Raw genomic sequence first — 17,558 nt, 5'->3', positions numbered from 1 at the left:
ATGACAGAACGCCCGCTCGCGCGGGCGTTTTTCATCGCGGCGGCATGCGGGTTCAGTTTGCCGCCGCCGACTGCACGGGCGGGTGCGACTTCTCGCGCATCAGGGCATGCGTGTCGTCGATCCACTTCTGGAAGCGATCCTGCGCGTGCGCCTTCTGCTGCGGCGTGGTCAGGTTGGCGATCGCCACCGTGAGCGCGATGCCGGCGCTGTTGCTGGCTTCGTGGCTGGCGGCGTGCCGGGCCGGCGGGTTCTGCCAGTATTCGCGGAAGCGGCGCAGCAGGTCGATCACCTGTGCCTTGGGCGGCTGCGTGGCCTGCACGAAGCGCACCATCTTGATCCATTCCTGCTGGCGCGCGACGCGCTCGGCATAGCGCGCCTCGGCGTTCTGCACCACCGGGCCGACCTTGACGCGGATCGCCTTCTCCTGCTCGGGGGAGAAGCCGCCGTAGACCAGGCGGGCGTACTCCATCACCTTGTCGAAGCGCGCTTCCTCGCGCTCGGCCGGGTCCGCGTTGAGGAATTTCTTGCGGTACTTGGCGTTGCCCTCGGCGAACTTCTTTTCCATGCGCGCGATCTGGTCGGGCGTCAGCGTCAGCAGCAGGTCGGCCATGTCGGGCATGGCCTGCTCGAACGATCGGCGCGCCAGTTCCTGCGAGGCGTCCTGGAAGTGCGCGACCTTCGCCGGCGTGACCGGCTGGCGCACGTCGGCCTTGGCCTCTTCCAGCAGGCTGGCGATTTCCGGCAGCTGCGCCTTGCGGTGCCAGGCAAAGAAGCGTGCGATGGCCTCGCGCGTAAGCGGCTCCTGGGCCGCGGTCACGTCGACATAATTGTCGACCCACCAATACGCCAGGCGGTCGCCCTGCTGGTAACCGAGCTTCATGGCGCTGCACGCGCACAGGGCCGCGGCGCCCACAATCACCAAAATGCGCCGGGCCCAGCAATTGTGAAATTCGGAAACCTCGGTCGGTTGGGCAGAAAGCGCCATGTTAAAATCGCCGCGCATTGGAACCGGGCCCGCTCGCTGCCCGCCAGCCAAGTCCTGGCAAGGGTTTGCGGGAAGATGCGCAGGCCTGGCGGCAAGCTTTTGCCAGCCCCGGCGGCGCCCTTTGCCAAACACCGGACCCAATATCCGGCCGGCGTTTTCCAGAATATTTTCGGACACACTCACTTAGGGGTCTCCTTGTGAATATCGTCATTCTCGCCGCGGGCATGGGCAAGCGGATGTATTCCGATTTGCCCAAGGTGCTGCACCCGGTAGCCGGGCGGCCCATGCTCGCGCACGTCCTGGATACGGCTCGTGCACTGTCGCCGTCGCGGCTGGTGGTCGTGGTCGGCCACGGCGCCGCGCGCGTGCGCGAGGCAGTTGCCGCTGACGATGTCGCCTTCGCCGAGCAGGCCCAGCAACTGGGCACGGGCCATGCGGTGATGCAGGCACTTCCCTTGTTGGACGACAACCAGCCTACGTTGGTTCTCTACGGTGACGTGCCGCTCACCAGCACGGCGACGCTGCAGGCACTGGTGGCCGAGGCCGGCGCCCAGCGCTTTGGCGTGCTCACCGTGGAGATGCCCGACCCGACCGGCTATGGCCGCATCGTGCGCGACGCGGCGGGCAGCATCGTCCGCATCGTCGAGCAAAAGGACGCAAGCGAAGCCGAGAAGGCCATCCGCGAAATCAACACCGGCATCATCGTGTGCCCGACCGGCCACCTGCGCAAGTGGTTGTCGACGCTGCGCAACGACAATGCCCAGGGCGAGTACTACCTGACCGACACCGTCGAGCGTGCCGTCGCCGACGGCGTCGAGACGGTCTCGTCCCAGCCCGCCGCGGTGTGGGAGACGCTGGGTGTCAACAGCAAGCTGCAGCTGGCCGAGGTCGAGCGCATCCACCAAAGCAACCAGGCCCGGCGCCTGCTCGAGGCCGGCGTGACGCTGCTGGACCCGGCCCGCATCGATGTGCGCGGCGAGCTTACCTGCGGGCGCGATGTCACCATCGACGTCGGCTGCGTGTTCGAGGGCCGTGTGCATTTGGAGGACGGCGTGCGCATCGGCGCCCATTGCGTGGTCCGCAACAGCACCGTCGGCGCGGGCGCGCAGGTGCACCCGTTCTGCCATATCGACGAGGCCAGGATCGGGCCCGCCGGCCGCATCGGGCCGTACGCACGCCTGCGCCCCGGCACCGAGCTGGGCGAGGACGTGCATATCGGCAACTTCGTCGAGGTCAAGAATGCACAGGTGGCGGCACACAGCAAGGCCAACCACCTGGCTTATGTGGGCGACGCCACGGTGGGGTCGCGCGTCAATATTGGCGCGGGTACCATCACCTGCAACTATGACGGGGTGAACAAGCACCGCACCGTGATCGAGGACGATGTCTTCATCGGCTCCGACACGCAGCTGGTGGCGCCGGTGACGGTGCGCCGAGGCGCCACGCTGGGCGCCGGCACCACGCTCACCAAGGAAGCCCCGGCCGACAAGCTGACGCTGTCGCGGGCCAAGCAACTGACCATCGACGCCTGGCAGCGTCCGGTCAAGCAGCCGAAGCAGTAAGCACCAGCGCCGCCGGCACCAGGCGGCGCCACAGGATTCATACCGGCGCCAGTGGCCAGAGGGCAGGCGCCAGCAAACGGGGGTTCAGCATGTGTGGCATCGTCGGCGCGGTTTCCACGCGCAACATCGTTCCGGTCCTGATCGAAGGGCTGCGCCGCCTCGAGTATCGCGGCTATGACTCGTGCGGCGTCGCCGTCGTGCGCGACGATGCGGTCGAGCGCGCGCGCACCGTGTCGCGCGTCGCCGACCTCGACGCGCAGACGCAGGCGTCCGGCCTGTCCGGCTTCACCGGCGTGGCGCATACGCGCTGGGCCACGCACGGCAAGCCCGACACCGTCAACGCCCACCCGCACCTGTCGGGCGAGACCATCGCGCTGGTGCACAACGGCATCATCGAGAACTACGAGCCGCTGCGCGAAGAACTGCGCGCGGTCGGCTACGGCTTCGAGTCGCAGACCGATACCGAGGTGGTCGCCCACCTGATCCACCAGGCCTACAGCTATCCCAGCAGCGCCACCCGCGGCGACCTGTTTGCCTCGGTGCGCGCGGTCACCAAGCGCCTGCACGGCGCCTACGCCATCGCGGTGTTCGCCAAGGACCAGCCCGGGCGCGTGGTCGGCGCGCGCGCTGGCTCGCCGCTGGTGGTGGCGCTGGGCGAGAACGAGTCCTTCCTGGCGTCCGACGCGCTGGCCGTGGCCGGCACCGCCAACCGCATCATCTACCTGGAAGAGGGCGATGTGGTCGAGATCACGCTGGACGGCGTGACCATCCATGACGTCAACGATCACGCGGTCGAGCGCGAAGCGCGCGTGGTCGAAGCCCATGCCGCCTCGGTGGACCTGGGCCCGTACCGCCACTTCATGCAGAAGGAAATCTTCGAGCAGCCGCGCGCGCTGGGCGACACGCTCGAAGGTGTCGAAGGCCTGTCGCCGGACCTGTTCGGCGACAACGCGGCAGAGGTCTTCGCCGGCATCGACAGCGTGCTGATCCTGGCCTGCGGCACCAGCTACTATTCCGGCTGCACCGCCAAATACTGGCTCGAAAGCATCGCCAGGATCCTGACCCAGGTCGAGGTCGCCAGCGAATACCGCTACCGCGACACCGTGCCCAACCCGCGCGCGCTGGTGGTGGTGATCTCGCAATCGGGCGAAACCGCCGACACCATGGCGGCACTGCGCCATGCGCGCGCGCTCGGCCACGTCCATACGCTGGCGGTCTGCAACGTCGCCACCAGCGCGATGGTGCGCGAGACCGAACTGCGCTTCCTGACCCGCGCCGGCACCGAGATCGGCGTGGCCTCGACCAAGGCCTTCACCACGCAGCTGGCGGCGCTCTACATGTTGACGCTGTCGCTGGCCAAGACCCGCGGCCTGCTCACCGAAGAGGCCGAGGCCCAGGCCCTGACCAACCTGCGCCACCTGCCGGCCGCGCTGCACGGCGTGCTGGCGCTGGAGCCGCAGATCATTGCCTGGTCCGAAGACTTCGCCCGCCGCGAGAACGCACTGTTCCTCGGCCGCGGCCTGCATTACCCGATCGCGATGGAGGGGGCGCTCAAGCTCAAGGAAATCTCGTATATCCACGCCGAGGCCTACCCGGCCGGCGAACTCAAGCACGGCCCGCTGGCGCTGGTCACCGAAGCCATGCCGGTGGTCACCGTTGCGCCCAACGACGCGCTGCTGGAGAAGCTCAAGTCCAACATCCAGGAAGTGCGCGCCCGCGGCGGCCGCCTGTACGTGTTCGCCGACAGCGATACGCAGATCCAGTCGTCCGACGGCATCCAGGTGATCCGCATGCCCGAGCACTACGGCGACCTCTCGCCGATCCTGCACGTGGTGCCGCTGCAGCTGCTGGCGTACCACACGGCGTGCGCGCGCGGCACCGACGTGGACAAGCCGCGCAACCTGGCGAAGTCGGTGACGGTGGAGTAAGGCGGGCGAAGCCGGCGCGATGCCGGCTGCCATCTGCCAGTTGCGAAGAGGCCCTGCGGGGCCTCTTTTCCATTGTGGCCTGGACTTGACTGACGCTACGCCACCGACCGCAGGAACGCCCGCGCCATTTCCTGGTCCAGCCGGCGGTCCGACAGCGCGTAGATGCTTTCGCGGTTGATCAGCGCATACAGCAGCGTGCCGGCCAGCGCCTGGTGGGCGAAGCGGATGCGCAGTTCCAGCTCGGGCGACGGGCCGGCCGGATGCAAGCGCGCCAGGCGCGATGCCAGGTCGACCATGTACTGGCGGTTGAGCTGCCGGATCGGGTCTTCGCCGGTGATGGCGCGCACCACCAGCGAGGCGCGCAGCACGCCTTCATTGCGGCAGGCCCAGATTCGGCTGTCGCGCGCCATGGTGCGCACCGCGTCTTCCAGCGTCGTCGGCGCATTGTCCAGCTGTGCCAGGCGCGCCGCCATGGCTTCGCGCAGCGTGGCCAGCGCCAGCGCCTGCAGCGCCTTGAAGTAGCTGTCCTTGCCGTCGAAGCGGCTGTAGAACGCGCCGGTGGTGACGCCGGCGCGGGCACAGATCTCCTGGATGGACACCTGTTCCAGCGTGCGCTCGCGCAGCAGCCGCCGGCCGGCCTCGAACAGCCGGTGGGTGGTGCGCAGCCCGCTCGCATAACGCGGCGCGGCATAGCCGGCGTGGCCTTCCAGCGCGCTCAGCTTTTTTTTCATGACGACCCCGATCGGTTGCGGCAGTGATTCCGCGTGCCCCTGTTTGTCCGTGTTTTTACTGATGTCATGAACTGTATCAGGCCACCATACTCGCCAAAAACATAATCAAGATTATTAATTCAGCGGTGCCGCCACCATGCGGGAACTGCCCGGAGACCGATGCGCACATCCACGCCCCCCGACGCGGAAGCCAGCCTGCTGGCCGGCCTGCGCCGCCTGTCGGGCGGCGCCAGCCAGACCGCCTGGCAAACGAACCAGATGCCCAAGCGCGAGGTGGAGAAACGCCTGTCGGACAAGGTCTGGATGTGCAATGTCACCGCCAACCTGTTCGGCTATATCGGCGGCGACGGACGCAACGGCGTCGGCACGGCGCGTCAATGAATGAACCCCGATGCCTGCAGCGGCGGGCATCCCCATACTTCCGGGAGGCACGCATGAATCCAACCTACCAGCCGCGCCGCGCGTGGCTGACCGCAGTGCTGTTGTTCTTTTTCCTGGTGGTCAACGCCATGGACAAGATGGTGGTGGGCCTGCTGGCCGCGCCGATGATGGCGGAGCTGGGGCTGACGCCGGCGCAGTTCGGCCTGGTCGGCAGCAGCTTCTTCTGGCTGTTCGCGGTGTCCGGCGTACTGGGCGGCTTCCTGGCCAACCGCACGCCCACCTCGCGGCTGCTGATCGTGATGGCGCTGGCGTGGTCGCTGTGCCAGATCCCGATCGCGCTGTCGTCGAGCCTGGCGGTGCTGATCGTGTCGCGCGTGCTGCTCGGTTTCATGGAAGGGCCGGCCGCGCCAGTGGCGATCCACGCCTGCTACAAGTGGTTTCCGAACAACCGGCGCAACCTGCCGGTGGCGGTGCTGACGCAGGGCGCCGGCATCGGCATCGTGCTGGCCGGGCTGCTGATCCCGGCGGTGGCCGCGCACTGGGGCTGGCGCACCAACTTCTACCTGCTGGCGGTGCTGGGCGTGGTGTGGGCGGTGGCGTGGATCGCGCTCGGGCGCGAAGGCGCGCTCGACGAACGCCCGGCCGGCCATGGTGCCGCAGGCGCCGCGGGCCCCGGCGCGCCGCAGCGGCTGCCCTATCGCGTGCTGCTGAGCGATCCCACCGTGCTGGGCTGCTTTGCCTTGCGGCTGGCGGCGTACTGGGGCCTGGCGCTGTGCCTGACCTGGATCCCGGCCTACCTGCAAAGCGGCCTGGGCTTCGACCATGCCGTCAGCGGCAAGCTGTTCGCGCTGATCGTCGGCACCAACCTGCCGCTGACGATCGCGATCGCGTGGTGCTCGGAACGGCTGCTGGCACGCGGGGTGTCGTCGCGGCTGGCGCGCGGCCGGGTCTCGGCGGGCATGCTGCTGCTGGCGGGCGGCTTCTTCCTGTTGCTGCTGTGGCCAGGCACCACGCCTGCCATGCGCGTGGGGCTGCTGGTGCTGGGCTGCGTGTGCGCGCCGGCGATCTATTCGCTTGGCCCGGCGATGCTGGCCGAGGTGGTGCCGGCCGGGCAGCGCGGCGCGGTGCTGGCGATCGATGCCTCGGTGTCGTCGGTCGCCGGCGTGCTGGCGCCGCTGGTGACGGGCGTGCTGGTGCAGAACGCGCCCGGCGCACGTGGCTTTGAACTGGGGCTGGCGCTGTGCGGCGCCCTGATGGTGGCGGCGGCGCTGGCCGGGCTGTGCGTGGTCAACCCCGAGCGCTCGCGCCAGCGCATGGCCGCGCGGCTGCCAACGGGCGGCGAGGCCGGACAAGCCGCGGTGGCTGCGGGCTGAACGCCTCGCAACGCGCCACGCCTATCGCACCGGCCCGGAGCCGGCGCTGGTCTGCGCCACCGCTTCATGCACCAGTGCCGCGAACACGCGCATGGCCGGCGACGGCGTGCGCCCGGCCAGCGTGACGATGCCGTACTGCGCCTTCAGCGCGGTGGTTGGGTGCATCGGCAAGACCACGGCCAGGCGCTGTGCGCACGCCTCGGCCATCATCGCCACCGGCACCAGGGCCACGGCATCGACCGCGAGCAGCAGCGCGCGCAGCGCATGCATGTCGTTGCAGGTGACGGTCATCAGCCCGGGCTCGTCCTGGGGCAGCGGGCCGCTGCCGCCGCTGGCCTCGTGCAGGGCCTGGCGGAAGAAGCGCACGATATGCGGCGGCAGCCGGGTTCCCGCCACCGGGTAGGCGCGCAGGTCGGCCAGGGTGACCTGGCGCTGCCGTGTCAGCGGATGGCCGCTGCGCACGAAGAATGCCGTTTCCAGTGCCGGCAGCCGGTCGATCTGCAGGTGCGCCAGTTCCGCCAGGCTGCGGCTTTCGCCGACAAAGATGTCGAGCTGCTCGGCTTCGAGCGAGCGCCGCATGGCAGCCGTGTCGGCGGTCTCGAGGTCGATGCGCAGCCGCGGATAGCGGCGCACCAGCGCCTCCAGCACCGGGTCCAGCAGGAACGAGGCCGCGAACGGCCCGAAGCCGGCGCGGATCGTGCCGATCTCCACGTCTTCCAGCAGTTGCAGGTCGCGCCGCAGCTCGCGCTGCTCGCGCAGCATGCGACGCGCGCGCGCCAGCGCCAGCATGCCGGCGGCGGTGGGCCGCACCTTGCCGTAGCTGCGGTCGATCAACGTGCCCAGCTCGGCTTCCAGCGCCTGGATGCTGCGCGTCAGCGCCGGCTGCGACAAGTGCAGCGCGGCCGCGGCGCGCGCAAAGCTGCCTTGTTCGACCAGCGTGACGAAGTGATGCAACTGCCTCAAGCCCATGAATTAATCATTTGCGCATCAAAAACTGAAAAATATTGCATTGGACGTAAGTTCTCAAGCCCACTAAGGTTGTCCTCCAAAATCAAAACCGATCTGGAGACAACATGAACCGACGCGCATGGCTGACGCTGGCCACAGGCGGCCTGGTCGCCGGGCTCTCGCTCGGCGCGGCCCTGCCGGCCGCGGCCCAGGCCTACCCCGCCAAACCCATCCGCATCGTCGTGCCCTATGTGGCCGGCGGCGGCACCGACACCATCGCCCGCGCCATGGGCGAAAAGCTGAGCAAGCGGCTGGGCCAGCCGGTGGTGGTCGACAACAAGGCCGGCGCCTCCGGCATCATCGGCACCGATGCCGTGGCCAAGGCCGCGCCGGATGGCTACACGCTGCTGATGACGCTGACGCAGTCGGTGCTGACCAACCAGTTCCTGTTCCAGAAGCTGCCCTACGACCCGCGCAAGGACCTGAGCATGATCAGCGTGCTGGCCGACGCGCAGCTGGTGCTGGTGACCCATCCGTCGGTGCCGGCGCGCACGGTGCGCGAGCTGGGCGAATATGCGCGCAGCCGGCCGGGCAAGCTTAGCTATGCCTCGTGGGGCGTGGGCTCGCTGTCGCATTTGAGCGGCGCCTACTACAGCAAGCTGGTGCGCGGCCAGGCCACGCACGTGCCCTACAAGGGCGAGGCGCCGATGCTGCAGGACCTGCTCGGCGGCCAGGTGCAGTTTGGCTTCGCCAGCATCCTCACCGCCAAGCCCTACATCCAGAGCGGCAAGCTCAAGGCGCTGGCGGTGACCGGCACGCAGCGCAGCAGCGCGTTGCCCGAGATGCCCACCTTCGCCGAGGCCGGCATGCAGGACAGCGCCTTCAAGACCGTCGGCTGGATCGGGCTGGTGGCGCCGGTGGGCGTGCCCGCACCGATCCTGGTCCGGCTCGAGAGCGAGGTGCGTGCCATCCTGCAGACCCCGGAGATGCAGGAGCGCATGGTCACGCTCGGGCTGCGCACCGTGGGCAGTACACCGGGCGAGGCGCAGGCGCTCTATGCGCGCGACTGGCCGGTGCTGAAGACGCTGGTGGCGGATTCGGGCGCGAAGCTGGACTGAACTGAAACGATGGCAACCCCCATGGCGGGCGCCGCGGCAAAGAGCCCGGCGCCCGCTTTTTTATTTTTTTATTTTATTGATGCCGTGCGGGGCGCTTACGAAAACCGAATAGAAACCATTGGCATTCGCATCCGCAAGCAAGTCAGGAAATAGAGAATCCATGCGGCAAGAACGCCGCGGCGCGGGCCGGGATTGCTTGATGTCCGCTTATGCGGGACTACCATGAAGTCACGCGGCGCATTCGCCGTGGCGTTGCTGTGGTCGTGCCATGGCGACATCGCATGTGCCTGTCACAGGGGCATTGGGGGCTGCCATGAAGACTGACAAGAAGGTGATCCAGTTGCTGAACGCGCAGCTGCGGCATGAGCTGACTGCCATCAACCAGTATTTCCTGCATGCCCGCATGTATCGGCACTGGGGGCTGCGCGCGCTGGGCAAGCACGAGTATGACGAATCGATCGAGGAAATGAAGCACGCCGACAAGCTGATCGAGCGCATCCTGCTGCTCGATGGCTTGCCCAACCTGCAGGACCTCGACAAGCTGCTGGTCGGCGAGAACACCGAAGAAATGCTCGGCTGCGACCTGAAGCTGGAGCTGGTGTCGCAGGCCAGCTGCAAGGATGCGATCAAGTATTTCGAATCGGTCGGCGATTATGTCTCGCGCCAGCTGGTGGTCGATATCCTCGAGGACACCGAGGAACATATCGACTGGCTCGAGGCGCAGCTGGAGCTGGTGCGCAAGGTCGGCTTGCAGAACTACATCCAGTCCGCCATGGGCGGGGTAGAGGACTGAGCCGGCGCGGCGCGCCGCGCGCGCTCCTGCAAAGATTTCCATTTCCCGCTACACTGCGGCCCGCAGCACGTCGCGCCGCTCCGGCGCGAGGTCAGCGGCGGGGTGGCAGAGTGGTTATGCAACGGCCTGCAAAGCCGTGTACGACGGTTCGATTCCGGATCCCCGCCTCCATCTTCCTGCCTGGGCGCATTGCGCCCGGCGCACCTGCGCAGTCGCGCGCGATCGCTCCGCTTTCCTTTTTTCACGCGCCTGTCATGGGCCTGCGCCATGAAGGCGGCGGGCTGTGCCGCACGCGCCCTGACCGGTATGCCGCAACGGTTCCGGACACCCGTTTATCCCCAATGGATTAGCGACAGCGAATCGGGTAATGTTGCCCGACAGGCCCGTCGGCCTGCGTGCAATCCGTGCCGCCAGTTGGCGGCACCGCCATGTACGGGCTTCCATGGCGTTTCCCTTCGCGAGGCAGTGTGAAAAACAGAGGCTCCAGATGATGAAAGACCTGCGCATCCGCGCGGCCGTGCCGACCGACGCTCCCGCCGTGGGCGAGGTGCTGGAACGGTGTGGCCTGCCGCTGGACGGCGTGCCGCGGCTGCTCGAGCATTTCCACGTTGCCGTCCTCGGCACGCAGATCATCGGCTGCGCCGCCGGTGAGCGCTGCGGCGACACCGTGGTGATCCGTTCCGTGGCCGTGCTGCCCGAACACCGTGACCAGGGCGTGGCCACCCATGTGGTGCGTGCCGCGTTGATGCGGGCCCGCGCCAACGGCGCACGGCGCGCAGTGCTGCTCGCTTCCAGCTGTCCCAGCTATTTCGCGCGCTACGGCTTTACGCTGGTGCCGGCCGCGAAGCTGCCGTCCGAAGTCATGGCATCGAGCGAATTCCACCGCGCCGCGGACACGCCGCCGCTGTGCATGTGGTGCGAGCTGAGCTGATCCTCCGCAAGCCGATGGCGAGCCGCTGCGCTCGCCTCAGTGATCGTCTCAGTGATCGTCTCAGTGGTCGTCAGTGATCGCCATCGCAGCGGCTGATCTCCACCGTTACGTGCACCAGTTCCTCGTGCACCGACAGCGCCTCGCGCACGCGCTGCGGCGTCAGCGCGCCGTCATGCGTGACCAGGCAGACGATGCAGGCAAAGTGCTGCCGGCCCACGCGCCATACATGCAGGTCGGATACGCGAGTGCTTTCGTCGCCGTGATCGAGGCCGGCCAGCACCTCGCGCACCTCGTCCACCACCGGGTGGTCCATCTCGCGGTCCAGCAGCACCGTGCCGCTCTGGCGCATCAGGCCGATGGCCCAGCGACCGACCAGTACCGCGCCCACCAGCCCCATCACCGGATCGAGCCAGCTCCAGCCCAGCCACCAGCCGCCGGCGAGCGCGACGATCGCCAGCACTGAAGTCGCGGCATCGGCCAGCACGTGCACATAGGCAGCGCGGAGGTTGAGGTCATGGTGGTGATGATGATGGTCGTGGCCGTGATGGTGACCGTGGTCATGGCCGTGGTCATGCCCATGCGCATGGCCGCCGAGGATCAGCGCGCAGCCGAGGTTGACCAGCAGCCCGAGCGCGGTCACGGCCATCGCTTCGCGATAGTGGATCGCCTGCGGCATGAACAGGCGCTCGACCGAGCCCGCCGCCATCAGCGCGGCAATGCCCAGCAAAAACACCGCGCTGGCGAAGCCCGCCAGCACTTCTATCTTCCAGGTGCCGAAGGCAAAGCGCCAGTCGCCGGCGTAGCGGCGCGCGGCCGCGTAGGCAAAAGCTGACAGGCCGATGGCCAGCGCGTGCGAGCTCATATGCCAGCCATCGGCCAGCAGCGCCATCGAGTTGAACCAGAGCCCGGCGGCGATTTCCGCCACCATGGTGATGGCGGTGATCACCATCACCAGGCGCGTGCCGCGTTCGGCGGCGCGGTTGCCCGCGTCGAAGGCGTGGCTGTGGGTCCAGGCGGACAGGTCTTGGGTATGCATGGGAATACGTGCGTTGCGCTTGAAATGCTGGTGAATCGTCTGGCGGGTCGGGCTGACCCAAGGGTAGCAGAGACCCGCGCGCATGCCGCGGCATTCCCCGACGCCGTCGGGGGCGGGCTTGGGTGGCATCAGGGAACGGCGGGGCGGTATGGTGCGCGTGTGCCTTATGCGCAACAGGATACCCGCGCCAGTCGTAAAGAATCTTTTCCTAAGCTTACATACATTCATGAATGGATGTATGATCCAGCGAAAAATTCACGTCCCCGTCATATCTTTGTTGACCGTATCGAGATGAGCTATCGCTTTATTGCCACCTGTCTTGCCGCCTGGGTAGGCGTTTGCGCCACCGCCGGCTGGCTGGTCGAGCGTCTCTGGAGCTGAGCGCCGGCCAGGCCGCCTGCCTCGGCCTCAAGCCGCCTGCCGCGCCTGCGCCAGGCTGTCAAAGAACTGCCACAACTGCGGCGCGTCGCCGGTGGCCACGTTGAAGCGGATCCACGGCGAGTCGGTTTCGTCCGGCTCGAAATACGATCCGGGCGCCAGCCAGATGCCATGCTCCAGTGCCAGCGTGGCAAGGCGGTTGCCGAGCAGCGGACCGCCGCGGCGACTGGCCAGCCACCGCGCCTGCACCGCATCGTTCAGGCGCGCCCACGCGAACATCCCGCCTTCCGGGCGCAGCAGCACCTCCAGCCCGTGGGCCTCCATCTTTTCCGTGACGCGGTCCTGCTGCGCACGCAGCCGTTCGGACAATGCCGCCACATGGCGGCCATAGTGGCCGCTGGTCAGCACCGAATACACCAGCCGCTCCGTCACCTCCGATGAGGTCAGGCCGACAGCCATCTTGGTGCGCGCAAAGGCCTTGGCCAGGTCCGGGCTGGCGGCCAGGTAGCCGACCCGCAGCGACGGTGTGATGGTCTTGGAAAAGCCGTTGACATAGACCACCTGCGACAGCCCGTCCATGGCCGCCAGCATCGGCGAGCCCGCCGGCGCCAGCTCGCGGTAGATATCGTCCTCCACCACCAGCAGCCGGTGCTGCTCTGCCAGTTGCAGCACGCGGAAGGCGTTCATGCTGGTCAGGCTGGCGCCGGTCGGGTTCTGCAGCACGGTGTTGATGAACAGCGCGCGCGGGGCGTGGGCGCGCAGCGCGTCCTCGAGCGCGTCGGTGTCCAGCCCCGCCGCCGTGCGCGGCACGCCGACCACGCGCAGCCCGGCCAGCCGCAGGATCTGCAGCAGGTTGCAGTAGCAGGGCGATTCCACCAGCACGGTATCGCCGGCACGCAGCAGCGTGCGCACCACCAGGTCCAGCGCCTGCGTTGCGCCCTGGGTCAGCACCACCTGCTGCGCCTGCAAGGGGATGCCGTACTGGCCCAGCCCCGCGGCAATGTGCTCGCGCAGCGGCGCGAAGCCGTACGGATGACCGTAGCCCGACAGTTGCGCCGCCGGCACGCGCGCCGACGCGCGCATGGCCTGGTGCAGGCCTTCCTCGTTGAGCCAGTCGCCTGGCAGCCAGCCCGCGCCGGCCTTGATCGGGACCGAATGGTCGGCAAACACGTCCGACAGCAGCCATGCGGCATTCAGCCCCGGCGCTTCCCATTGCGGCGCGCGCGCATGGCCGGCCGGCGCATGGCGGTGCGCCACGGTGTAGCCGGAGCCGGGGCGCGCGGCGAGGTAACCGAGCGCGGTCAGCCGTCCGTAGGCCTCGGCCACGGTAAAGGTGCTGACGTGGTGGTGCTGGGCAAAGCGCCGCACCGACGGCAGCGCCGTGCCGGGACGCAGCGCGCGCTGCTCCACCAGCGCGGCGATGCCGGCGACGATCTGCTCGGTCAGGGTGTCGCCGTCGCGGCGGCTGCGGGTCAGGTTCAGGGTGAGCATCAGGCACTCGGGCAGGCGTGGACCTGTACAGTTTAGCGGCTGCCGGCCGACGCGCGGACCCAGGCATTACGTCACGCGAACATTGCCGCGCTGCAGCGTGCAATGCCGTGCCGCGGCACGGGCGGCGCGCGGCGAGATCGTCCGGGGTGCGGTGCCGGTGTGCCGCTTGCCTGTACGGTCAGGCGTGATCAAACTGTACGGTAAGGCGTGGTTGTCCGGACTGTATATTTTGTCGGCCAGTCGCCGCCGGTAGAGTGGCCCTCATTGCCGCGCCGCCAGCCGGCGCGCCGCCCCCAACCGACCCGATTTCCCCTAGGAGGACGTATGGACGCCGCCAAGACCGTGATTCCCGATCTCGATGCGCTGTGGATGCCCTTCACCGCCAACCGCCAGTACAAGGCGGCGCCGCGCCTGCTGGCGTCGGCCAGCGGCATGTACTACACCACCCACGACGGCCGCCAGATCCTGGACGGCTGCGCCGGCCTGTGGTGCGTGGCGGCCGGCCATTGCCGCAAGGAAATCGCCGAGGCGGTGGCACGCCAGGCGGCCACGCTGGACTATGCGCCGCCGTTCCAGATGGGCCATCCGCTGTCGTTCGAAGCCGCCACCAAGGTGGCGGCGATCATGCCGCAGGGGCTGGACCGCATCTTCTTCACCAACTCGGGTTCGGAGTCGGTCGACACCGCGCTGAAGATCGCGCTGGCCTACCACCGCGCGCGCGGCGAAGGCCAGCGCACGCGCTTTATCGGCCGCGAGCGCGGCTACCATGGCGTCGGCTTCGGCGGCATGGCGGTGGGCGGCATCGGGCCGAACCGCAAGGCCTTCTCGGCCAACCTGATGCCCGGCACCGATCACCTGCCGGCCACGTTCAACCTGGCCGAGGCCGCCTTTTCCAAGGGCCAGCCGCAATGGGGCGCGCATCTGGCCGACGAGCTCGAGCGCATCCTCGCCCTGCATGACCCGGCCAACGTCGCCGCGGTGATCGTCGAACCGCTGGCGGGCTCCGCCGGCGTGCTGGTGCCGCCGGTCGGCTACCTGGAAAAGCTGCGCGAAATCACCAGCCGCCACGGCATCCTGCTGATCTTCGACGAAGTCATCACCGCCTTCGGCCGCCTCGGCGCGGCCACCGCGGCCGAGCGCTTCAAGGTGACGCCGGACCTGATCACCATGGCCAAGGCGATCAACAACGCCGCGGTGCCGATGGGCGCCGTCGCGGTGCGCCGCGAGGTGCATGACGCCGTGGTCAATTCGGCCGCGCCGGGCACGATCGAGCTGCTGCACGGCTATACCTATTCGGGCCACCCGGTTGCCGCGGCGGCCACCATCGCCACGCTGGACCTGTACCAGCGCGAGAACCTGTTCGGCCGCGCCGCCGAGCTGGCGCCGGTATTCGAAGCCGCGGCGCACGGCGTACGCGGCGCGCCGCACGTAAAGGACATCCGCAACTACGGGCTGGTGGCGGGCATCGAGCTGGAGTCGCGTCCGGGCCAGCCTGGCGCGCGCGCCTACGAGGCCTTCCTCAAGTGCCTGGAGCTGGGCGTGCTGGTGCGCTACACCGGCGACATCCTGGCGTTCTCGCCGCCGCTGATCATCTCCGAAGCGCAGATCGGCGAGATGTTCGATACCGTGAAGAAGGCGCTGCAGGACATCAAGTAAGGGACATCGAGCAAGCGGCCCGCGCCGCCTCCCATTGCCGCCGGGCCCGCGGGCCCGGCCTCCCTGATTGCACGCCGGGGCACGCCATGCGCGCGCCCCGGCCCTCGAAGGAAATCCCAAGTGAGCATCGCAGAAAACCGGCAACTGGCCGAAGTCCATCATTTCATCGGCGGCACCGTGCGCCGCGCCGGCGGCCAGCGCCAGGCGGATGTATTCAACCCCGCCACCGGCGAAGTTGCCGCGCGCGTCGCGCTCGGCACCGCGCAGGACGTGGCCGATGCCGTCGCCGCCGCCAAGGCCGCCTTCCCGGCGTGGGCCGACACTCCGCCGCTGCGCCGCGCGCGCATCCTGTTCAAGTTCAAGGAACTGCTGGACCAGCACCACGACGACCTCGCCGCGCTGATCACGCGCGAGCACGGCAAGGTGTTCTCGGATGCGAAGGGCGAGGTCACGCGCGGCATCGAGGTGGTGGAGTTCGCCTGCGGCATCCCCAACCTGCTCAAGACCGATTTCACCGACAACATCGGCGGCGGCATCGACAACTGGAACCTGCGCCAGCCGCTGGGCGTGGTGGCCGGCATCACGCCGTTCAACTTCCCGGTGATGGTGCCGATGTGGATGTTCCCGGTGGCGCTGGCATGCGGCAATACCTTCGTGCTCAAGCCGTCCGAGCGCGACCCGTCGCCCAGCCTGCTGATTGCCGACCTGCTGCGCCAGGCCGGCCTGCCCGATGGCGTGTTCAACGTGGTGCAGGGCGACAAGGAGGCGGTCGACGCGCTGCTGGCGCATCCGGACGTGCAGGCGCTGTCGTTCGTCGGCTCGACCCCGATCGCCGAGTACATCTACACCGAAGGCACGAAACACGGCAAGCGCGTGCAGGCCCTGGGCGGGGCCAAGAACCACCTGGTGGTGATGCCCGATGCGGACCTGGACCAGGCCGTGGATGCGCTGATCGGCGCGGCCTATGGCTCGGCCGGCGAGCGCTGCATGGCGATCTCGGTGGCGGTGGCGGTCGGCGAGGTGGCCGACCAGCTGGTGCCGCGCCTGGCCGAACGCGCCCGTGCGCTGAAGATCCGCAACGGCATGGAGGCCGATGCCGAGATGGGGCCGCTGGTGACCGGCGCGCACAAGGCCAAGGTCGAAGGCTATATCGCCACGGGCGTGGCCGAAGGCGCGACGCTGGTGACCGATGGCCGCGGCCACCGGGTCGACGGGCACGAGAACGGCTTCTATGTCGGCGGCACGCTGTTCGACCATGTCACGCCGGAGATGACGATCTACAAGGAAGAGATCTTCGGCCCGGTGCTGTCGGTGGTGCGGGTGCATGACTTTGCCGAGGCGGTGGCGCTGATCAACGCGCACGAATACGGCAACGGCGTGTCCTGCTACACCAGCGACGGCGGCATCGCGCGCGCGTTCGCGCGGCAGATCCAGGTCGGCATGGTCGGCATCAACGTGCCGATCCCGGTGCCGATGGCGTGGCATTCGTTCGGCGGCTGGAAGCGCTCGCTGTTCGGCGACCACCATGCCTATGGCGCAGAGGGCGTGCGCTTCTACACGCGCTACAAGAGCGTGATGCAGCGCTGGCCGGACTCGATCGCCAAGGGCGCCGAGTTCACCATGCCGGTGGCGAAGTAACCAGCGGAGCGCGAGCATGAAGGTCAACCGCATCGTCGCCAACATCGGCACCGCCGATCCCGGCCAGGCGCGCGCCTTCTACCAGGAGGTGCTGGGCCTGGAACTGCTGATGGACCACGGCTGGATCCGCACCTACGGCAGCGATGCCGCGGCGCGGACCCAGGTCAGCTTTGCCGTGGAAGGCGGCAACGGCACGCCCGTGCCGGCGCTGTCGATCGAGGTCGACGATGTCGACGAGGCCCACCGCCGCATGGTGGCCGCCGGCTTTGCCGTGGAATACGGCCCGGCCGACGAGCCGTGGGGCGTGCGCCGCTTCTTCGTGCGCGACCCGTTCGGGCAACTGGTCAACATCCTCGCGCACGCCTGAGCGCGCGCCTTGCCTGCCGTCAGTGCCAGGCAGGCAAGGCTTTCCTATCATTCCTGCAATGCGCTGGCCGGATGCAAGTGATGCATGCGCCCGGCCAGCGGCGTACACTAGCGCCCTTTTTTCCGGACCCGCACGTTACCGCCACGGGCCCGGCTACCGTTGCAGGAGTCTGAATGAGCTTGTTCCGCACCAAGGACATCGACGCGATGCTGGCCGTCGCGCGCGATGACGGCCTGAAAAAA

Annotated in this window: 17 protein-coding genes and 1 tRNA gene; 13 read left to right on the top strand and 5 right to left on the bottom strand. The window is 68.3% G+C overall.

Features of this window, described 5'->3' with window-relative positions:
- Positions 1 to 52: 52 nt before the first annotated feature.
- A complete protein-coding gene (locus tag MKD50_RS17490) occupies positions 53 to 880 on the bottom strand; it encodes a DUF6279 family lipoprotein (protein ID WP_172582595.1) in 828 nt (275 codons plus the stop codon).
- Between the two features lie 302 nt (positions 881 to 1,182).
- Between MKD50_RS17490 and glmU the strand changes: the two genes are divergently transcribed.
- Together glmU and glmS are read left to right on the top strand one after the other, a co-directional pair.
- Positions 1,183 to 2,547 carry a bifunctional UDP-N-acetylglucosamine diphosphorylase/glucosamine-1-phosphate N-acetyltransferase GlmU gene (gene glmU / locus MKD50_RS17485; protein ID WP_240073524.1) on the top strand — a complete coding sequence of 455 codons (1,365 nt, stop codon included), beginning with the start codon at positions 1,183 to 1,185 and terminating at the stop codon, positions 2,545 to 2,547.
- 89 nt (positions 2,548 to 2,636) lie between these two features.
- Positions 2,637 to 4,475: a glutamine--fructose-6-phosphate transaminase (isomerizing) gene (gene glmS / locus MKD50_RS17480; protein ID WP_252667939.1), complete on the top strand. Its 1,839-nt coding sequence runs from the start codon at positions 2,637 to 2,639 to the stop codon at positions 4,473 to 4,475.
- A 95-nt stretch (positions 4,476 to 4,570) separates the two neighbouring features.
- On the opposite strand, the gene MKD50_RS17475 is transcribed toward glmS, so the two are convergent.
- Positions 4,571 to 5,206 (bottom strand): TetR/AcrR family transcriptional regulator, encoded by a 636-nt coding sequence (locus tag MKD50_RS17475; protein WP_240073526.1) that lies wholly within the window; start codon positions 5,204 to 5,206, stop codon positions 4,571 to 4,573.
- A gap of 159 nt (positions 5,207 to 5,365) precedes the next feature.
- Here MKD50_RS17475 and MKD50_RS17470 point away from each other — a divergent pair, with 159 nt between their 5' ends.
- Both MKD50_RS17470 and MKD50_RS17465 read left to right on the top strand, forming a co-directional pair.
- On the top strand, positions 5,366 to 5,587 hold the full coding sequence (locus MKD50_RS17470; RefSeq protein ID WP_240073528.1) for a hypothetical protein: 222 nt from the start codon (positions 5,366 to 5,368) through the stop codon (positions 5,585 to 5,587).
- A 53-nt stretch (positions 5,588 to 5,640) separates the two neighbouring features.
- Positions 5,641 to 6,960, top strand: coding sequence for an MFS transporter (locus MKD50_RS17465; protein ID WP_240073530.1), 1,320 nt, complete (start codon positions 5,641 to 5,643; stop codon positions 6,958 to 6,960).
- Between the two features lie 21 nt (positions 6,961 to 6,981).
- Here MKD50_RS17465 and MKD50_RS17460 read toward each other — a convergent pair whose 3' ends face one another.
- Entirely contained in the window at positions 6,982 to 7,929 is a 948-nt protein-coding gene (locus MKD50_RS17460) for a LysR family transcriptional regulator (RefSeq protein ID WP_115705569.1), read from the bottom strand.
- Between the two features lie 104 nt (positions 7,930 to 8,033).
- On the opposite strand from MKD50_RS17460, the gene MKD50_RS17455 reads away from it, so the two are divergent.
- The 5 genes from MKD50_RS17455 to MKD50_RS17435 all read left to right on the top strand — a co-directional run bounded on the left by MKD50_RS17455 (position 8,034) and on the right by MKD50_RS17435 (position 10,750).
- Positions 8,034 to 9,026: a Bug family tripartite tricarboxylate transporter substrate binding protein gene (locus tag MKD50_RS17455; RefSeq protein ID WP_240073534.1), complete on the top strand. Its 993-nt coding sequence runs from the start codon at positions 8,034 to 8,036 to the stop codon at positions 9,024 to 9,026.
- Between the two features lie 9 nt (positions 9,027 to 9,035).
- Positions 9,036 to 9,179, top strand: a complete 144-nt coding sequence (locus MKD50_RS17450; protein ID WP_240073536.1) for a hypothetical protein — start codon at positions 9,036 to 9,038, stop codon at positions 9,177 to 9,179.
- Positions 9,180 to 9,339: 160 nt separating this feature from the next.
- Positions 9,340 to 9,819: a bacterioferritin gene (gene bfr / locus MKD50_RS17445; RefSeq protein WP_012351549.1), complete on the top strand. Its 480-nt coding sequence runs from the start codon at positions 9,340 to 9,342 to the stop codon at positions 9,817 to 9,819.
- Positions 9,820 to 9,915: 96 nt separating this feature from the next.
- A tRNA-Cys gene (locus MKD50_RS17440) sits at positions 9,916 to 9,990 on the top strand.
- Positions 9,991 to 10,306: 316 nt separating this feature from the next.
- The gene (locus MKD50_RS17435) at positions 10,307 to 10,750 is read left to right on the top strand and encodes a GNAT family N-acetyltransferase (protein ID WP_115705573.1); all 444 of its coding nucleotides are present in this window, start codon (positions 10,307 to 10,309) and stop codon (positions 10,748 to 10,750) included.
- A gap of 70 nt (positions 10,751 to 10,820) precedes the next feature.
- On the opposite strand, the gene dmeF is transcribed toward MKD50_RS17435, so the two are convergent.
- Positions 10,821 to 11,786, bottom strand: a complete 966-nt coding sequence (gene dmeF / locus MKD50_RS17430) for a CDF family Co(II)/Ni(II) efflux transporter DmeF (protein WP_252667937.1) — start codon at positions 11,784 to 11,786, stop codon at positions 10,821 to 10,823.
- A gap of 159 nt (positions 11,787 to 11,945) precedes the next feature.
- On the opposite strand from dmeF, the gene MKD50_RS17425 reads away from it, so the two are divergent.
- Positions 11,946 to 12,167 (top strand): hypothetical protein, encoded by a 222-nt coding sequence (locus MKD50_RS17425; protein WP_252667935.1) that lies wholly within the window; start codon positions 11,946 to 11,948, stop codon positions 12,165 to 12,167.
- Between the two features lie 27 nt (positions 12,168 to 12,194).
- Here the strand turns inward: MKD50_RS17425 and MKD50_RS17420 are convergent, their stop codons facing one another.
- Complete coding sequence (locus tag MKD50_RS17420) at positions 12,195 to 13,655, bottom strand: aminotransferase-like domain-containing protein (protein ID WP_240073542.1); 1,461 nt, start codon at positions 13,653 to 13,655, stop codon at positions 12,195 to 12,197.
- A 324-nt stretch (positions 13,656 to 13,979) separates the two neighbouring features.
- Between MKD50_RS17420 and aptA the strand changes: the two genes are divergently transcribed.
- From aptA to MKD50_RS17405, 3 genes are all read left to right on the top strand, one after another.
- Positions 13,980 to 15,311 (top strand): omega-aminotransferase AptA, encoded by a 1,332-nt coding sequence (gene aptA / locus MKD50_RS17415; protein ID WP_115705577.1) that lies wholly within the window; start codon positions 13,980 to 13,982, stop codon positions 15,309 to 15,311.
- A 120-nt stretch (positions 15,312 to 15,431) separates the two neighbouring features.
- Complete coding sequence (locus tag MKD50_RS17410) at positions 15,432 to 16,949, top strand: CoA-acylating methylmalonate-semialdehyde dehydrogenase (protein WP_371925364.1); 1,518 nt, start codon at positions 15,432 to 15,434, stop codon at positions 16,947 to 16,949.
- Between the two features lie 16 nt (positions 16,950 to 16,965).
- Positions 16,966 to 17,316, top strand: coding sequence for a VOC family protein (locus MKD50_RS17405; protein ID WP_252667933.1), 351 nt, complete (start codon positions 16,966 to 16,968; stop codon positions 17,314 to 17,316).
- The last annotated feature ends 242 nt before the right edge of the window (positions 17,317 to 17,558 follow it).

Source organism: Cupriavidus mimosae, from assembly GCF_023952485.1.
GTDB classification, from domain to species: domain Bacteria; phylum Pseudomonadota; class Gammaproteobacteria; order Burkholderiales; family Burkholderiaceae; genus Cupriavidus; species Cupriavidus taiwanensis_C.
This window is presented reverse-complemented; position numbering and strand designations above follow the sequence as displayed.

Coding starts and splice junctions, on each gene's coding strand:
- MKD50_RS17405 (WP_252667933.1), top strand. CDS start 16,966: ATGAAGGTCAACCGCATCGTCGCCAACATCGGCACCGCCGATCCCGGC.
- MKD50_RS17460 (WP_115705569.1), bottom strand. CDS start 7,929: ATGGGCTTGAGGCAGTTGCATCACTTCGTCACGCTGGTCGAACAAGGC.
- MKD50_RS17470 (WP_240073528.1), top strand. CDS start 5,366: ATGCGCACATCCACGCCCCCCGACGCGGAAGCCAGCCTGCTGGCCGGC.
- MKD50_RS17420 (WP_240073542.1), bottom strand. CDS start 13,655: ATGCTCACCCTGAACCTGACCCGCAGCCGCCGCGACGGCGACACCCTG.
- MKD50_RS17490 (WP_172582595.1), bottom strand. CDS start 880: ATGAAGCTCGGTTACCAGCAGGGCGACCGCCTGGCGTATTGGTGGGTC.
- bfr (WP_012351549.1), top strand. CDS start 9,340: ATGAAGACTGACAAGAAGGTGATCCAGTTGCTGAACGCGCAGCTGCGG.
- MKD50_RS17435 (WP_115705573.1), top strand. CDS start 10,307: ATGATGAAAGACCTGCGCATCCGCGCGGCCGTGCCGACCGACGCTCCC.
- MKD50_RS17455 (WP_240073534.1), top strand. CDS start 8,034: ATGAACCGACGCGCATGGCTGACGCTGGCCACAGGCGGCCTGGTCGCC.
- aptA (WP_115705577.1), top strand. CDS start 13,980: ATGGACGCCGCCAAGACCGTGATTCCCGATCTCGATGCGCTGTGGATG.
- MKD50_RS17465 (WP_240073530.1), top strand. CDS start 5,641: ATGAATCCAACCTACCAGCCGCGCCGCGCGTGGCTGACCGCAGTGCTG.
- dmeF (WP_252667937.1), bottom strand. CDS start 11,786: ATGCATACCCAAGACCTGTCCGCCTGGACCCACAGCCACGCCTTCGAC.
- MKD50_RS17475 (WP_240073526.1), bottom strand. CDS start 5,206: ATGAAAAAAAAGCTGAGCGCGCTGGAAGGCCACGCCGGCTATGCCGCG.
- glmS (WP_252667939.1), top strand. CDS start 2,637: ATGTGTGGCATCGTCGGCGCGGTTTCCACGCGCAACATCGTTCCGGTC.
- MKD50_RS17450 (WP_240073536.1), top strand. CDS start 9,036: ATGGCAACCCCCATGGCGGGCGCCGCGGCAAAGAGCCCGGCGCCCGCT.